The 15794-nt window shown below is 33.3% G+C and carries 15 protein-coding genes; 9 read left to right on the top strand and 6 right to left on the bottom strand.

Features of this window, described 5'->3' with window-relative positions; genetic code table 11:
- From ACKI67_RS04745 to ACKI67_RS04735, 3 genes are all read right to left on the bottom strand, one after another.
- Positions 1–783: alpha/beta fold hydrolase (locus tag ACKI67_RS04745; protein ID WP_407462259.1), on the bottom strand; the 783-nt coding region annotated here is incomplete at its 3' end.
- A gap of 88 nt (positions 784–871) precedes the next feature.
- Positions 872–1669, bottom strand: coding sequence for an amidohydrolase family protein (locus tag ACKI67_RS04740; protein ID WP_407462258.1), 798 nt, complete (start codon positions 1667–1669; stop codon positions 872–874).
- Positions 1670–1726: 57 nt separating this feature from the next.
- On the bottom strand, positions 1727–3103 hold the full coding sequence (locus ACKI67_RS04735; RefSeq protein ID WP_407462257.1) for an MATE family efflux transporter: 1377 nt from the start codon (positions 3101–3103) through the stop codon (positions 1727–1729).
- 199 nt (positions 3104–3302) lie between these two features.
- Between ACKI67_RS04735 and nucS the strand changes: the two genes are divergently transcribed.
- Both nucS and ACKI67_RS04725 read left to right on the top strand, forming a co-directional pair.
- Positions 3303–4085, top strand: a complete 783-nt coding sequence (nucS, locus tag ACKI67_RS04730; protein WP_407462256.1) for an endonuclease NucS — start codon at positions 3303–3305, stop codon at positions 4083–4085.
- A 25-nt stretch (positions 4086–4110) separates the two neighbouring features.
- Positions 4111–4677: a manganese efflux pump MntP family protein gene (locus ACKI67_RS04725; protein WP_407462255.1), complete on the top strand. Its 567-nt coding sequence runs from the start codon at positions 4111–4113 to the stop codon at positions 4675–4677.
- 42 nt (positions 4678–4719) lie between these two features.
- Here ACKI67_RS04725 and ACKI67_RS04720 read toward each other — a convergent pair whose 3' ends face one another.
- Positions 4720–5220 carry a hypothetical protein gene (locus ACKI67_RS04720; RefSeq protein ID WP_407462254.1) on the bottom strand — a complete coding sequence of 167 codons (501 nt, stop codon included), beginning with the start codon at positions 5218–5220 and terminating at the stop codon, positions 4720–4722.
- A gap of 275 nt (positions 5221–5495) precedes the next feature.
- Between ACKI67_RS04720 and ACKI67_RS04715 the strand changes: the two genes are divergently transcribed.
- Together ACKI67_RS04715 and ACKI67_RS04710 are read left to right on the top strand one after the other, a co-directional pair.
- The gene (locus ACKI67_RS04715) at positions 5496–6551 is read left to right on the top strand and encodes a hypothetical protein (protein ID WP_407462253.1); all 1056 of its coding nucleotides are present in this window, start codon (positions 5496–5498) and stop codon (positions 6549–6551) included.
- 194 nt (positions 6552–6745) lie between these two features.
- Positions 6746–7600 (top strand): carbon-nitrogen hydrolase family protein, encoded by an 855-nt coding sequence (locus ACKI67_RS04710; RefSeq protein WP_407462252.1) that lies wholly within the window; start codon positions 6746–6748, stop codon positions 7598–7600.
- 136 nt (positions 7601–7736) lie between these two features.
- On the opposite strand, the gene ACKI67_RS04705 is transcribed toward ACKI67_RS04710, so the two are convergent.
- A complete protein-coding gene (locus tag ACKI67_RS04705; protein ID WP_407462250.1) occupies positions 7737–8588 on the bottom strand; it encodes a HEAT repeat domain-containing protein in 852 nt (283 codons plus the stop codon).
- Between the two features lie 259 nt (positions 8589–8847).
- On the opposite strand from ACKI67_RS04705, the gene ACKI67_RS04700 reads away from it, so the two are divergent.
- From ACKI67_RS04700 to ACKI67_RS04680, 5 genes are all read left to right on the top strand, one after another.
- Positions 8848–11448, top strand: coding sequence for an ATP-dependent helicase (locus ACKI67_RS04700; RefSeq protein WP_407462249.1), 2601 nt, complete (start codon positions 8848–8850; stop codon positions 11446–11448).
- Positions 11449–11616: 168 nt separating this feature from the next.
- A complete protein-coding gene (locus ACKI67_RS04695) occupies positions 11617–12042 on the top strand; it encodes an NfeD family protein (RefSeq protein WP_407462247.1) in 426 nt (141 codons plus the stop codon).
- 93 nt (positions 12043–12135) lie between these two features.
- The gene (locus ACKI67_RS04690; RefSeq protein ID WP_407462246.1) at positions 12136–13080 is read left to right on the top strand and encodes an SPFH domain-containing protein; all 945 of its coding nucleotides are present in this window, start codon (positions 12136–12138) and stop codon (positions 13078–13080) included.
- A 42-nt stretch (positions 13081–13122) separates the two neighbouring features.
- Positions 13123–13497, top strand: a complete 375-nt coding sequence (locus ACKI67_RS04685; RefSeq protein WP_407462244.1) for a DUF5518 domain-containing protein — start codon at positions 13123–13125, stop codon at positions 13495–13497.
- A 256-nt stretch (positions 13498–13753) separates the two neighbouring features.
- Positions 13754–14287: a UbiA family prenyltransferase gene (locus ACKI67_RS04680; RefSeq protein ID WP_407462243.1), complete on the top strand. Its 534-nt coding sequence runs from the start codon at positions 13754–13756 to the stop codon at positions 14285–14287.
- Between the two features lie 174 nt (positions 14288–14461).
- Here ACKI67_RS04680 and ACKI67_RS04675 read toward each other — a convergent pair whose 3' ends face one another.
- Positions 14462–15553, bottom strand: coding sequence for a formate--phosphoribosylaminoimidazolecarboxamide ligase (locus ACKI67_RS04675; protein WP_292788445.1), 1092 nt, complete (start codon positions 15551–15553; stop codon positions 14462–14464).
- Positions 15554–15794 lie beyond the last annotated feature (241 nt).

Here is a 15794-nt window from a genome sequence, read left to right as displayed (position 1 = left end):
GTCATAGTCTAATGATGAGTTATTCATATAAATCAAATCGTTAGGGTCCTCTTCTAAGCTTTCCTCAGCAAACTCAGCCATAGCTTCTGCTATTTCCTCATTTGTCATGTTGTTTCTGTATTCCTCTCTTGACAATCCATAACAGTACATTGCATCTGAAGAAAGCTTTAAGCTTCTCTTTAATGAATCTGAAAGGGGCAAGTCATAAGCTCCACCATTATAATCAGGATCTGAAACCAAAATATTGTTCATGATTTGGCTTAAGGCATAATTATGTCCACCTACCTTAAAGCTGCTTACAAGAGAAATGATAAAGTCAACAGAATCTGGATAAACACATCCCCAAGTCAATACTTCAAATCCGCCCATGGAATTTCCAATAAGTCCTTTTACATGAGTGATTCCGAATTTCTCTTCAATGAACTGCTTTTGGAAATTGACCATATCTTCTACATCATATTCTGGAAACTTATTCATCAATCCTGTTGTAGAAGGGCTGGCAGAACCTGGACATCCAAGAGCACTAACTGAAATGAAGAAGAATTTATCTGTATCAAATATCTCTCCACTACCCATATCCTCAGAAATGCGTCTTGCAGAGTAACAGCTACCGCTTGAACCGTGGAAGTAAATTACTGCATTTGAAATGATTCCATTATCATCATATTGTGGAGTTCCAAAAGTTATGTATTCAACCTTTGCATCCTTTAAGACTTCTCCATTTTTAAATTCAAACTCATCTAGAGTGAAATATTCTGCTTCAATAGCTTCTACATCAATCATTGTATCAACCTAGTAATGAAAAATAATTTATTAAAAAAAATAAAAATCCAAAAGAGAAAATAATTTTAAAAAATAAAAAAGAATAGAATTATTTTAAACCAAGAAGTTTAGCTGCATTCTCATAAAGAATCAAATTTCTTTCTTCTTCAGTTAAATCAATCTTATTAAACATTTCCATCTCGCTTACAGATTCCCACATTGGGAAATCAGTAGCCCATAGAACCCTATCTGCACCATATGCATGAATCAAGTCCTTAGCAGTTTCAGGGGACAATGCATATAAGCTTGAACTGCAGTCTACAAATAGATTAGGAGTTCCTGCCAATTCTTCAGTTGCCTTTTCCCACATGCTCCATCCTGCAAAATGAGCACCTATAACAGTAATGTCTGGAAACTCTTCAAGGAAAGGCTTTAAATGCTCTGGATTGGAATAGTTATACCTGAAGTCACCACAGTGAATCATGATTGGCAATCCTCTTTCACTGATAGCTTCACCCATCTTAAATGCCCTTTCCTCATTTAAGGCGAATTGCTGGAAATCAGGATGAACTTTTACACCTTTTAGGCCAAGTTCCATAATATAATCCAAGTCCCCTTCAATATCTTCACTGTCTGGATGCAATGTTCCAAAACCTGTCAGAGTCTCTGGGCGTGCTTTAACTTCCTCTGAAATGAACTCATTAATTGATTTGACCTGCTTTGGAGTTGTTGCAACAGAATGAACAAGATAATGCACGACACCTACCTTATTGCCGTCTTTAATCAAGTCATCTACAGTTCCATTTAAAGACATATGAAGGTCATAAAAATCACGGATTCCCTCAACAGCTCTTGAAGCAATCTTTGAAGGATAGATGTGACAATGAGAATTAATTACCTTTTGCATATTTAATTTACCACCTAAAACTATATCTCTTAATTATTAGTATTTTGTTCAATATTATTAAATTTTGCTTCCTTTTATTTTTCCTTTGATCAATCTATCTACATAAATTTCAATATAAACATAAGCGATTACTGAGCCTATGAAACCACCTAAAAGCATTCCATAATAAATTCCAGTTTCTCCCATATTGAATACAAATCCTAAGAGGTATGCAAATATCAATACAAGGACAAATTCCCTGAATGTAGTTAAAATAAAGGAAGTTGTTCCTTTTCCAAGTCCTTGGAATACATTTCCTGCACTTGCACCAAATGGAACATACAATATGAACAGGCACATCAATTGTATAAATGCTGCTATCAATGGCAAGAGATGGGCACTTGCTTCAGAATATGAGAATATGAATGCAAGCTGATCTGCAAATACATAGAGCAATATGCAAACAATGATTGAAGCGGCCAAACCTAATTTTGCAGAATATCTAAGTGCAGTTCTAATGTTTTCATACTTTTTAGCACCATATGCTACACCGGAAACTGTAATTGCTGCAGTTCCAACTCCAATAGCTGGAAGCAATCCAAGAGATATCAGTCTCCATCCTGCAGTATAAACGGCCACTGCAATTGAACCGGAAACTATAGTAAGCATAAAATTGACAGTTACTGCAAGAGCCGCCATGATCAATTGCTCTAAGCTTGCTGGAATTCCTACAGCTAAAATATCTTTATAAATTGAAAAGTCACTATGGAAATCTTCTTTATTATAGGATAAATAGGTGTCTTTTTTAATGAAAATCCAATAAAGCATCATTAAAAGACCGAAAATAGGAGCCATTCCTGTTGCAAGAGCTGCACCTGAAATTCCCCATCCAAGGACATAAATGAATATTGGGTCTAGAATCATATTGACAATAGCTATAATTGCTATAGGCAAAGTAGCCCTTTTAACGTCTCCTTCAGCTCTAAATGCTCCTCCAAAAATAGGGGGAATTATAATAGGTGCTGTAAATATGAATATGATCACGCCGTAATCCATCGCATAATCCAATACAGAACTAGCTCCCATGAGTTTCAATAAGGATTCTAAACTCAAAAGAGCGATAACTGTAATGACTAGAGAAATAAGCACACTTAAAATGGCAGAGTGAATTGCTGCATTGTTTGCATCATCTTTCTTTTCTGCACCTATAAAACGAGAAATAAGGGAAGTTGCACCTGCACCAATACCATTTCCAACCCCTACAAGCACCATAAACAATGGAGTGACATAACCGATTGCAGCAAGTGGATCTGGACCAAGCCCTGCAACCCATATACTATCTATAATATTATTCAAAAAGACCAAAAGCATACTTGCTATTAAAGGCCAAGCCAATTTATTAATAGCTTTTTTAGGGTCTCCAGTAATCATTTCAACATTTTCATTCATTTCCATAATAATCATTTCCTAACTATTAATTATATATAAATAGTAATATATAAAGTGTTAAGAATTTAAAATTTAAAAATAAACTAAAATTCATAAAAAATATGAAATTTAAAAATAAAAAAATAAAAAAATTAATTAAAAATTAATTAAATTTATAAAAAATAAAAACAAATATTGATAGTACAACAAACTATAAAATGATAAAATGAAATACAAAATCCTAGAAAATCCCGATTATGAAGAGACTTATGAGCTTATTGAGGAAGGCCTTAGAAAAAAGGCAACCATATTGCTTTTTGCATGCTGTAGAGTTAGCTATGAAGGGCGTGCATTAAGTGAACTTGATTATGGTGAAAGAATCATTATGATGAAGCCGGACGGATGCTTTTTGATTCACCAAGACAATAAGGTGGATCCAGTTAACTGGCAACCTCCTAAATCAAGACCAAGAGCTTACATTAAAGATGAAATACTATTTTTGGAAAGTCATAGGCGCAGTCCTCCTGAAAGACTTGAAGTTGAGGTTAGAAAAGTCCACTATGCAAGCTATAACCTAATAGAAGACTACGAAGAGCTTGAAAGAGCAGGATATGAAAAGGACATGGGAGACATGATTTGGGAAAAGCCTCACATTATCGAGGAAGGATTCCGTCCAAACGTAAGGGAATATGCAACAGAGCACGGTTTCATTGACATACTTGGTAAGGATAGTGAAGGAAACCTGATGATTTTAGAATTGAAAGCACGTAAGGCAGGAGTAGCTGCAGTAAAGCAAATCAGAAGATACCTCACTGATTTTGAAAACAAGGAAAATGAGGAAATCAAAAATCCTTCAGAAAAGCAAAAGATCAGAGGAATTCTCGTAGCTCCTTCAATAGGTGATGATGCACTTGAACTTTTAGAAGAGGAAGGAATCGAATTTGTTGCTGTAGAACCTCCAAGAGAACTTAAAAAAGACAAAAAAGTAACCTTAGATGCATTTGGATAGAACTTCTTAAAAATTGATGATTATTATGGATTTTATTTCAACTTTATTAATTGCAATCGCACTGGCAATGGATGCATTCAGTGTTTCACTCACAAAGGGATTCACCTTAAAAAATATCACAAAAAGCCAAGCATTATGGTTTGGAATTTTCTTTGGAGGATTTCAGGCTTTAATGCCAGTTTTAGGCTGGTTAGGCGGAATTCAATTGGAATGGCTCATCACTACATTTGCTCCGTGGGTTGCATTCATACTTCTTCTTTTGATTGGATCAAATATGATTAGGGAAAGTTTCTCAAATGATGAAGAAGACTCATCAGATAAGTTTTCATTTAAGGAACTGACCTTGCTTGCAATAGCTACAAGCATTGATGCATTTGCAGTTGGAATAACCTATGCTGTATTAAAAACAGACATTTTAATTCCAATAATCATGATTGGAGTTACAGCATTCATATTTACACTAATCGGCCTTTATCTTGGTAAAAAAATAGGAAATTACTTTGGAGACAAGTTTGAAATCCTTGGTGGAGTAATCTTGATTTTGCTTGGATTCAAAATTCTCCTTGAAGGGCTTGGAATATTGATTTTATAATAAAAAAATAGTAAGGAGCTTTAGTTATAAAGCTCTAAAAATCTATAAATCTAAAACGAATCTTTCACCGCTTAATTCTTTTAAACGTTTTATCTCTTCCATTTGATGTCTTTTAGCATAATCATTGTATGGTTTTGGAGATAAAGTGTGTCCATCGTATTCCAATTTATAAATTACAAACTCATCAGTATCCAAGAATATGACATCCTTTGCATCTTTTAATTCGAGACTGTTTAATTCATCCAAAATATTTTCATGCTCTTTTTCTTCCAATTCGATAAGCTCATCAATATCTCTTGAAGCAAAGCTTGGATTGAATTGCATAGCAAGTCCAATCATACCATTAACTTCTTTTCCACCAATATTAAAGACAGATGCCCTTATATGATCCATCTGTTTGACCATATGCTCCAATGTAGGTTTGGTAACTGGAATTTCACTTGCAGTCCCTAAAATGTTTATCTCATAATCATTTTCCCAATTTCCAATTCTATAGACTGCATAATTAATATTATCACAATTGATTTTTTCAACTTTAACCATTCTATCACTTTTTCTTAAAAAATTATTCAATGCAATATTTTTCTAATATGATAAATATTATTATCTTATAAGTTAATAAAATAGTTTACTTTAATTATTTTTAAAAATATCTTAAATTTTAAATATAAGGTTAAATAAAAAGAATAATATTAGTAAATAACTTTTTAAGTAATTTTAAATATTTTAAAAAAATTATCATATTTTAAAAAGATTATTGAAAATTATTGAAAAAACATTTCGATTATTAATTTTATTAAATAATGGGAGGTTAAAAATTGGTAAAATATTGTCAAGAGTGTGGAAATGCAAGTTACGACAGTGCACCAGTTTGTGGTAACTGTGGTGCTAAACTGCCTCCAAAATCTGAAGCAAACTCTAGACCCCCTAAAAAAGATGGAATATCCAAACAAATGGCAGTAGGGAGGAAAACTGAAGAATCCATATTTTCTGGAAAATCCGGCGGTTTCGGTGGAGGATTATCCAAAAAATTATCTGGCTTCGATTTAAGCAAATACAGCAATACTGCTAAAGCTAAAAAAGAAAAAGAAAGTGCTGAACAAGTTAAAAGTTCCAAACCTTCTTTCAGCAAAACTGCAACCGAAGGTTTCAAACAAAAAGATCCAGGAATAAAAAACCCTGCTAAAAAGTTCGGTACAACAAAAGCTGAAGAAACTACAAAGGAAATCAAAAAGGAAACTCCTAAAAAAGAGAAAAAGGCTGAACCAAAAACTGTTCAAAAAACCAAAGAACAAGGTTCCGGTATTAATATCAGAAAAGTAGCAATCGCAGCAATAATCATGTTAATTATTCTTATTATCGCAGGAATTGGAATCAACGGACTCCAAAACCAAACTACAGATGAAGTTAAAACCTATACTGATGGTGTGATAACATATAATTACTCTGGAAATTGGTCCATGTACAATAATACTGATGGAAACGGCAATTCCAGCGATATTGCATTTAAAACTAAAGACAACACATTGATTGGATTTACTACAATTCAAAGTGATGACATTACCTATGATAAGATTATAAGTGATGTCAATGCAACTGCACAGTCATTAAACGGAGAAGTTTTAGAAGCTAAAACCGTTTATGTTGGAGAAGTCCCATCCTTAGAAATGACAATAAGTACCGCTGATCAAGGATATTCAAGATACATCTGCACATTACGTGATGGAATATACTACAGCTTTGTCATAAACAATGGAAAATCCAACAATCAAGACATCAGTGCTTTGAATACCACTGAAATCCAAAACATGATTAATAGTATTGGTTTTGTATCACCTGACTACAGTGCTACAGATGGTGCTGAAATAGCTTAAGAAATAACTTAAACTAATATTATTAATTTTTATTTTTCTTTTATTTTTAAGTTCTTTTAGAATGATTTTATATTTTCTATTTTTCTTTATTTTTTCTTTTTAATTTATTTTTCTTATTTCGAATTTTCCTTTAATTTATACGATTTTTGAATTTTACTACTTTAATATCTTAAACAATCAACTGAGGTAAAAAAATGAATTTGATTAAAATAGCCCTTTGTCAAATGAATGTTGTTGACAATAAGGAAGAAAACATCAAAAAAGCCATTCAAATGATTAGGGACTCTAAAAAACAGGGAGCTGATTTAGCTGTTCTTCCTGAAATGTTTAACTGCCCATATGAAAATGAAAAATTCATAGAATATGGCGAAGAATTCGAAGACAGCCAAACTTTAAATAGAATTGCTGAAACTGCAAAGGAAGAAGATATTCATGTATTGGCAGGATCAATACCTGAGATAGAAATGTCCCTTGCTGAAGAGGGAAAAGATGAAAAGTCAATATACAACACCTCAGTCCTCTTTGACAATCATGGAAAAATCCTTGGAAAGCATAGGAAAATGCATCTTTTTGATATCGATGTCAAAGGAAAGATCTATTTCAAGGAATCAGACACCTTAAGTGCAGGCTCAAACTTTACTGTAATCGAAACAGAACTTGCAAGAATCGGAATCGGCATCTGTTATGACATACGATTTGTTGAACTTTCAAGAATCATGACACTTAATGGTGCAGAGATACTCATTTTCCCAGGAGCATTCAATTTGACAACCGGCCCTGCACATTGGGAAATACTCTTTAAATCAAGAGCATTGGACAATCAGGTCTATACTATAGGGGTAGCACCAGCATTGGACAAGACTGCAAATTACAATTCATTCGGACATTCAATAGCTGTAAATCCATGGGGAGAAGTGATTGAAGAATTGGATTTCGATGAAGATTTAAAGATTGTAGAAATAGATTTAAATGAAATCAAAAGAATAAGAGAGGAAATACCTATTTTAAAAAATAGACGATGCGATTTATACGAAATAAAAGAAAAATAAGTAAATAAAAATAGGGTTCATGAAATAAACATGTAATTTCATGAAAGAAAAAAAAAACTTAAAAATAGTTTTAAAAATTAAATTAAAAATAAATAAAAAGTAAAAAAAGAGCAAAGAATTAAACTAAATTAAAAATCTATTTTAATTTAGCTAATCTTTTCTCAAAATATGCTAATTTTTTCTCATTGTCAGCAAAGACATCACAAGCAGTCTCCAAGACTCTGACCTCATTGTCATAATCATTCATTTTTCTATAGAGAACACATAATCTCTTATATGGAGCATCTTTTGCTTGTTTTGATTCGACATATCTTTCATATTCCTTAATTGCCTTTTGCAAATTAGCCTCTTCCATTTCCTTGATTGTGCTCATTGGAATGACTTTAACAATAGCTTTTCCGGATGCCTTAGCCTTTTTCCTTTTTTCAGCCTTTTTGATTGCCTTGTTACAGGATTTCTTAAAGTCCTTGTCATCTTCACTTTTTCTTGCTTTCTTGATGAGTGCAATTGCATCGTCAGTACCTAAGTCACCTAAAGCTTGAATTGCAGCTAACTTTACACCCCAATCCTCATCATCAAGACATTTGGCAATGGTGTCCAATTCATCTTCAGCTTGAAGTTCACCTAAAGCACGAACGGCAACTTTTCTAACACCGAAATCCTCATCATCAGTGGATTCGACAAAATAAGGAATGACCTTTGGATCTTCAGTTTCCTTAAGTGCAAAAGCCAAAAATCTTTTATCTTTTCCTTCCGCTTTAGCAAATTCTTCAATCAATTTGTCAACAGCAAGGTCTCCCATATTTCCAAGAATCTCTGCAGCCTTAAAACGAACTTGAGCGTTTTCATCTTTAGTAGCTTCAATTAAAGGTTCGATTATTGAATCATCAGTAACTCCAGCTAAACTTTCTACAGCCACTTTCCTAGTAGCTACATCCTCATCTTTCAATGCTTCAACAGCCTCTTCAATTGATAATTTTCCAACCATAATAAATCCTCTATCAATAAGATTAAACGAATAAAAATCATTAATAATCTGAATGGTTAATTTAAAAATCTTTTAAAATTTGATTATTAAAAATATTTTTAATTTAATAATATTTAAGTTAAACTAATATTTAAATTAATTTGAATAAAATAAAACTTAACTATAAAATAAATAAATTACATAATAAGAAAGTAAGCAGATTAAAAAATCTAACTGAAAACACCAAAATTAAATAAATATAATAAAATTTATTGATAATATGATTACAAGACAAACAAAAAGCTATTCAAAAAAGCAGATATATAAAAATCTCCATCCTTATGTTAGGCAGTGGTTTGAGAATAGCTTTGATGACTTTACACCTGCACAAAAGCAAGCAATCCCTGAAATACATAAAGGGAATAATATTCTTGTTTCATCACCAACAGGATCAGGTAAAACATTGACTGCATTCCTATCCGTCATAAATGAATTGACTGCACTTGCAGATAAGGGAGAGCTTGAAGACAAGGTTTATTGCATCTACATATCTCCCCTTAAGGCTTTGGACAATGACATTGAAAGAAATCTTGACGAACCCCTTAGGGAAATAGAAAAAATAGCTGGAAAGCCTTTGAATATTCGTAAAGCAGTAAGGACTGGAGATACAAGCCAATATCAAAGAACAAAGATGCTGAAGTCCCCACCCCATATCCTGATTACAACTCCTGAAACATTATCAATCCTCCTTGTTGCACCTAAATTCAGGGAAAAGCTGTCACATGTGAAATATGTGATTGTCGATGAGATCCACTCACTGGCTGAAAACAAGAGAGGAGTTCATTTAAGCCTCTCCTTGGAACGTCTTCAGGCATTGATTGGAGGGTTTACCAGAATCGGATTATCTGCTACAGTCAGCCCACTTGAAGAGGTTGCAAGATTCCTTGTAGGATACGAATATGGAACGGAAAGGGATTGCATCCTTGTTGACATAAACTATCTGAAGGAATTGGATATAGAAGTGATCTCTCCAGTTGATGACATTGTAATAGCTGACGATGAAGATACAAGAATGGCAACATATGCATTGATTGATGATTTGGTAATGGAACATAAGACAAGCCTGATATTTACAAACACACGTAGTGCAACCGAAAGATATGTCTACAATCTGAAAAAGCTCTATGGCGAGCATTTCAACAACAGCAACATCATGGCTCACCATTCTTCCCTCTCAAAGGAATCAAGGTTAAGGACTGAGGAAAAGCTCAAAAAAGGAGAGCTTAAGGTGGTTGTTTCCTCCACTTCACTTGAACTTGGTATAGACATCGGTTACATTGACCTTGTAATTCTCATAAACTCACCGAAATCCGTTTCAAGAGCATTGCAGAGAATAGGTAGAAGCGGCCACAGACTGCATGAAAAGTCAAAGGGAAGAATCATAGTCACAGATAGGGATGAACTTGTGGAATGTTCAGTGCTTCTTAAAAACGCAAAAGAGGGTAAAATCGACAATATCAAAATCCCGAAAGACTGTTTGGATGTGCTTTCACAGCATATTTATGGAATGAGCATTGAAAATCCTTGGGATATTGACTATGCCTATGACATAATCAGAAAGAGCTACTGCTATAAGGACTTGGATAAGGATGATTATGAGGATGTCCTAAGCTATTTGGCGGGAGAATATGTTGAACTTGAAGATAGGTATGTCTATGCGAAAATTTGGATAGACTATAAGGAAAACACCTTTGGAAAAAGGGGAAAGCTTGCAAGAATGCTCTATTCAACAAATATTGGAACAATTCCAGACACTTCCTCAGTTGCAGTGAAATGTGATGGAGAGGTTATAGGCAGGGTTGAAGAGGACTTTATGGAAAAGCTCAAAAAAGGGGACAGCTTCGTTCTCGGAGGAAGAACCTACAAGTTCAATTATGGAAAGGGAATGACTATCAATGTATCTCCTGCATCAGGGCCACCTACAATTCCATCATGGTATTCAGAACAGCTCCCTCTTGCATTTGACCTTGCAGTTGACATTCAAAGGTTCAGATATATCCTGGAAAGCAAGTTCCAATATGGAAGGTCAAAGGAAGAGATTATGGAATTCCTCCACGAATACCTTTATGTGGATGAGTTTGCAGCAAATTCAATCTATGAATACTTCAATGAACAGTTCCTATATGCACAGATACCTCATAAGCAGAAACTTCTTGTTGAATACTATACTGGATTTGGAGGAAGAAAATTCGTTGTTTTCCATAGCTTATTTGGAAGAAAGACAAATGATGCAATAGCAAGAGCTGTAGCTTATGTGGCAAGTGACAGGAACAAGAGAAACATTACAATTTCTATCACAGACAATGGATTTTACTTAAGTTCAGACGGAAAAATGGGAGCATTGGAAGCGTTGAAAAGATTGACTCCAACAAACTTTGAAAATATACTCATCAGATCACTTGATAAGACAGAAACCTTGGCAAGCCGATTCAGACATTGCGCCGGAAGGTCACTCATGACTTTAAGAAGATATAAGGGTCATGAAAAGTCTGTAGGAAGACAGCAAGTCAGAGGAAAGATATTGTTGAAGTACATTCAGGAAATGGACAACAATTTCCCTATTCTCAAGGAATCCAGAAGGGAAGCCACTGAGGATTATATGGACATCAAAAATGCAAAAAGAGTCATTTCTTGGATACATAGTGGAGAAATGGAAATAAAAACCATAAATACAATCATTCCAAGCCCATTTGCATTCAATCTTGTATCTCAAGGATATCTTGAAGTTCTAAAGCAGAACGACAAATCAGAGTTTACCAAAAGAATGCACAGGGCGGTTATAGAAAAAATCAAAGAACAGATGGAAAATGATTATTATTGATTTAAAAGATTCAGAAAGAATTATTTAGACCAATACAGAATATTAAGTTATTAAACTGATTTAAATCCGTTTATAGTTTAATATAGTAAATTTAGAACAAAATAAAAATGTTTAAATACTATAAAAATATATTTTATTTAATTAAGATTGATGATTGGAGGGTGACAAATGTACTTGGAATTTTGGATAATACTTGCAATCATATTTTTAATTGGGGAATTGATGACTGGAGGATTCTACCTATTGTCAATAGGAATAGGTGCAATAGCTGCAGCTATATTAAATTATCTCCAATATAGCATTACAACCCAAATAATCGCATTCATTTTGATTACAGTGATTTTCATATTGATTTCAAGACCATTATATAGAAAATTAAATAGGAATACTGTTGATAAAAAATCAAATACAGAAAGGCTTATTGGCTTGAAGGCAAAAGCTACAGATGATATCGATTCACATAAGATCGGATCAATCAATGTGAATGGAGAAATCTGGAAAGCAATCTCCGATGAAATGATTGAAAAAGGAGAAGAAGTGGAAATCATTGATATAGATGGAGTCAAGTTAAAAGTTAAGAAATTAGATAATTAGATATAAAATAATTAAATTATTGTAATGTTAATATTGATTATTAGTTTATTAAAAATTTGAGAAAACAAATAAAATCTTTTAGAAGGTGAAAGAATGAGCATCATATTATTAATTTTAATCATAATAATCCTTGTCGTATTCGCATCAAAAACTTTACAAATTTTGAGACCTTATGAAAAGGGTGTTGTAGAAAGATTAGGAAAATATAACAGAACCGTTGAAAGCGGTTTAAACATAATCGTCCCATTTGTAGAAACAATTAGAAAAGTTGATTTGAGGGAACAGGTAGTGGACGTTCCTCCTCAAGAGGTAATTACAAAGGATAACGCAGTTGTAGTCGTTGATTGTGTTATCTTTTATGAAGTCATTGATGCATTCAATGCAGTCTATAACGTTGCAAACTTCTATCAAGCAATTACCAAACTCGCTCAAACAAACTTAAGGAACATCATCGGAGATTTGGAATTGGATCAAACCTTGACTTCAAGGGAAATGATCAATACAGAATTGCGTGAAGTTCTTGATGTTGCAACCGACAAATGGGGAACAAAAGTAGTTAGAGTGGAAATTCAAAGAATTGAACCTCCAAAAGACATTGTTGAAGCAATGAGTAAACAAATGAAGGCTGAAAGGTTCAAAAGAGCCACCATTTTGGAATCTGAAGGTTATAAGGAATCTGAAATCCAAAAAGCGGAAGGGGATAAGCAAGCAAAAATCCTTGCAGCTCAAGCAGAAGCAGAAGCTATCAAACAAGTTGCAGATGCTAACAAATACCGTGAAATAGCTGTTGCAGAAGGTAAGGCAAAAGCTACCGAAATAACCTATAATGCAATCCATACAGGAAATCCAACAAATGACTTGATTGCAATCAAATATTTGGAAGCACTGGAAAAAGTGGCTGATGGAAAGGCTACCAAAATCTTCTTGCCAACTGAAGTTTCAGGCATTTTAGGATCTGTTGGAGGAATAGCTGAATTGTTTAAAGAGGATTCAGACAAATCCAAAGATTCCAAAGTCATAGATGATATTGTGGAATAGATGGGAAAAGATTAGCTATTGAAACCAAATAGAGGTGATAACATGGCAAAGATGAGTTCAGTCCTATTGGGATTTATCCTAACATTAGTCGTTTATTTATTCTTTGGACACTATGAGTTCTGGGGTCTTTTGATTGTAGGGTTCATAGTGGGATATGTTGCTCATGAAGGAATACTTGGTGGAATGTGGAATGCTGCACTTGCAGGTGCATTTGGTACCATTGTAGCAGCATTCCTATTCATATTGCTCGTAACCGTTGGGGGAACAGCATTGATGGGTCCTCTTGGAGGACTTACCGGATTTACCATATCTGGAATTTCAAGCCTATTTGCAGTTATCTTCGAAATAATCAAATATATGATTGTTATGGGAATAACCGGTGCTGCAGGTGGAGCATTGAGTAAAGAGAAAAATTAAATTAAATTAAATGAAATTTTAATTTTTCTTTTTTATTCTTTTTTTCTTTTTTTACTTTCTAAATACATGATGAATTTTATTTATTCTATTTTTTTTAAAATAATTATCCTATTTTTTTAAAAATAATTTTTTATAATTTCTCTTTTTATGAAAAAATATTAAACTTTAAATTATATGAAAAATAAAAGTTTAATAAGATAATTTTAAAAAAACAATAATCTTTGAGGAATAAATAAATTTAGTTTTAGGTGATTTGATGGTAGATGCAGAAAAGGCAAAAAAACCTAAAGGAAACAGAAATAAAAATTCGAATTTACCGGATATAGATTTGAAATCATTGATATTTGGTGCAGCGGCATACGCATTTTTCCCACTTATATCATACCAATATGGTCAAGATATACTTATGGCATTTGCAGCTATTGGACCACTTTATATCGGATATAAAGCAAAAACCAATTTAAAAGCTGTTCTTTTAGGAATTGTCGGTGCAACACCATTGCTCTATTTTGCCTTTGGAGGATTTATAGGACCTTACACTCCAAGTGAAATAGGAGATCTCATTACTGCTTTGGTCATCCTTGGTCTTGGTGGAATTATGGCATTCTTCGGTGCTTACCTCTACAGAAGCAGAGCTAAAGATATTGCAGATTACGAAGAGGCTTCTAGCTACAAAGGAACCAAAAATGTTCCTATAAGAGTGAAAAAAATGGAAGACACAGGTAGCGTAACAACAAATATCCGTAACCTCTTCTTGCCACAAAGAAAAAAGAAAGATAATGATGAATAAAACAAAAAACAATTAGAATTGAATCAATTCTAATTATTTCTCTTTTTTTATAAATTTTTAAAAACGATATTAAAATCCATATGAATAATCTATTTTTTAAAAATTAGTTTTATGACTATCGAACTAATTATTGGGATATAAAAAAAAGAAAAAATAATGAAAAGAAAATTAGGTTTATGTAATAATCTTTTCAAATCCACCGTTTTCGAGTGCCATTTTAATTTCACGTGCAACTCTTCTTCCCATACTCATACCTTCACCATATTTGAGGTAACTGTAGGAAGAACCTTCCATGAAGGTGTTTGTACCACCATCAGTTCTTGCACTTGTTTCAAATACAACAACTTCAAGGTTATCGTTTACAAGAGTTTGGATACAGAATGGACCGTTTAAACCAGGTTTTACTAATTCTGCAGCACTTTTAACTAATTTGTCACCGATTTCAAATGCTTGTGGAAGCAAGGATTCCCTCATTACAACAGGGTGGTTACCGGTAACAACATAGGATGGGCTGATGTCAATGGATAATTGGTCTTTAGCAGGCATTCTTACAAATCCGTCGATACTGGATTCGTATCTGCTGTCCATACCCATGAGTTCAACTTCATCATTCAATGCTGAGTAGAAGTAGTGGATACAGTAGTTACAACCGGATACATACTCTTCGATGTGAGCTTGTTCTACATCTGCATCTTCAATCCATCCACGTTCTTTCATTGCATCGATTTTTTCATTGAATTCTTCAGTAGATGAAGCTACAAAGTATCCTCTTCCACCTCTTGCTCCAGGGAATTTAACCATTACAGCACGGTCAATTTGTGAAGGGTCATCGTATTTCATTGGGATTCTGATTTTACCGTTTACGAGCAATTGTCTTTCCAAGTCTCTTTCAGCTTCCCATCTTAAGATGTCTCTGTTACCAAACATAGGTACATTGAACTTGTCTTCTACATTGTCTAAACCTGCATATGCAACAAAGGATCCATGTGGGATAACGATTGCATTCATGTCTCTTAATTTTTGTTGAACATCTTCGTTTACAATGTCTTCAAATTTATCGACAATGATATATTCATCTGCAACATCAAAACGTTGATAAGGTACCTCCCTACCCTTTGCACAGACAATAGCAGTTCTGAATCCTTCTTGTTTAGCACCATTAAGAATATGTAAAGAAGTGTGACTACCTAAAGTAGCGATGGTAATGTTGTCTTTATCATACCCTTCTAAAATCTCCAATATTTTTTCTTTACTAACTTTTCCCATTTTTAATCTCCTGAATAAATATTTTTCAGAAATGAATCATAAATATAATGAAATATTTATAGATAATTATATTATATTTTTATAAACTTATAAAGTTTTATTATTAAATTTTATTGCTATCCTATGAAACAAAAATTATTTTAAAAAAAATTAAATTACCCCAATACAAAATTGAATTTTCAGAAAAACTATATAATTTATATCAAACAAATTAATTATTGTTAAACGAAATATAATAATT

It is taken from the genome of Methanobrevibacter sp. (assembly GCF_045577275.1).
Lineage (GTDB): Archaea > Methanobacteriota > Methanobacteria > Methanobacteriales > Methanobacteriaceae > Methanobrevibacter.
The sequence above is the reverse complement of the archived record's forward strand: the minus strand, read 5'-3'. Positions and strand labels throughout refer to the sequence as shown.

Bases quoted from the DNA above. Each gene is read 5' to 3' on its own strand.
- ACKI67_RS04720 (WP_407462254.1), bottom strand. From the start codon at position 5,220: ATGGTTAAAGTTGAAAAAATCAATTGTGATAATATTAATTATGCAGTC.
- ACKI67_RS04705 (WP_407462250.1), bottom strand. From the start codon at position 8,588: ATGGTTGGAAAATTATCAATTGAAGAGGCTGTTGAAGCATTGAAAGAT.
- ACKI67_RS04690 (WP_407462246.1), top strand. From the start codon at position 12,136: ATGAGCATCATATTATTAATTTTAATCATAATAATCCTTGTCGTATTC.
- nucS (WP_407462256.1), top strand. From the start codon at position 3,303: ATGAAATACAAAATCCTAGAAAATCCCGATTATGAAGAGACTTATGAG.
- ACKI67_RS04675 (WP_292788445.1), bottom strand. From the start codon at position 15,553: ATGGGAAAAGTTAGTAAAGAAAAAATATTGGAGATTTTAGAAGGGTAT.
- ACKI67_RS04685 (WP_407462244.1), top strand. From the start codon at position 13,123: ATGGCAAAGATGAGTTCAGTCCTATTGGGATTTATCCTAACATTAGTC.
- ACKI67_RS04680 (WP_407462243.1), top strand. From the start codon at position 13,754: ATGGTAGATGCAGAAAAGGCAAAAAAACCTAAAGGAAACAGAAATAAA.
- ACKI67_RS04735 (WP_407462257.1), bottom strand. From the start codon at position 3,103: ATGGAAATGAATGAAAATGTTGAAATGATTACTGGAGACCCTAAAAAA.
- ACKI67_RS04695 (WP_407462247.1), top strand. From the start codon at position 11,617: ATGTACTTGGAATTTTGGATAATACTTGCAATCATATTTTTAATTGGG.
- ACKI67_RS04700 (WP_407462249.1), top strand. From the start codon at position 8,848: ATGATTACAAGACAAACAAAAAGCTATTCAAAAAAGCAGATATATAAA.
- ACKI67_RS04740 (WP_407462258.1), bottom strand. From the start codon at position 1,669: ATGCAAAAGGTAATTAATTCTCATTGTCACATCTATCCTTCAAAGATT.
- ACKI67_RS04725 (WP_407462255.1), top strand. From the start codon at position 4,111: ATGGATTTTATTTCAACTTTATTAATTGCAATCGCACTGGCAATGGAT.
- ACKI67_RS04710 (WP_407462252.1), top strand. From the start codon at position 6,746: ATGAATTTGATTAAAATAGCCCTTTGTCAAATGAATGTTGTTGACAAT.